The 544-nt window shown below is 55.3% G+C and carries 1 protein-coding gene; it reads left to right on the plus strand.

Translation table 11 applies throughout. The features are described 5' to 3' along the window. Nucleotides 1-544, plus strand: a 544-nt coding sequence (locus DW724_RS15860) for an RHS repeat protein (RefSeq protein WP_202183551.1), incomplete at both ends; no start/stop codon positions are given.

Genomic DNA, 544 nt, shown 5'->3' on the forward strand with positions numbered 1-544 from the left:
AATACCGCTATGACGCTGACTTATACAGCGGGCGGCGATATTGCGTCTATCACGGACGCGCTCGGCAATACGGAAACCTATACCTACTCCGGACACAGCTTGACCGAGTTCCGCGATAAGAACGGACATACCACTTCGTATACCTATAACGCACTTGGACTGCCGGTTACGGTTACGGATGCGCTCGGCAATCAGACTACCTATGCGTATGACGATAAGGGACGGCAGCTTTCTGTCACTGACGCAGAAGGCGGCGTTACCAGCTTTGAATACGATGCCGTAGGCCGCATCGTTGCAGAGCATACCAAGGTGAGCGATACAGCAACCGCAACGACCAAGCATACCTACTCCAAGGCGGGCAAGCTGCTGAAAACCGTAGACGCGCTGGGCGGCGAAACCTCATATGAGTACAATGCCAACGGCTTTACCACCTCGACCAAGGACGCGCTCGGCGGCACGGTAACGACCGAATACGGCACGAACGGTGAACCGCTGGAACGCACGGACGCGAACGGCAACGAAACCACCTATGAATATGACAAGG

Origin of the sequence: Butyricicoccus sp. AM27-36 (assembly GCF_003480945.1) — a bacterium.
Lineage (GTDB): Bacteria > Bacillota > Clostridia > Oscillospirales > Butyricicoccaceae > Agathobaculum > Agathobaculum butyriciproducens.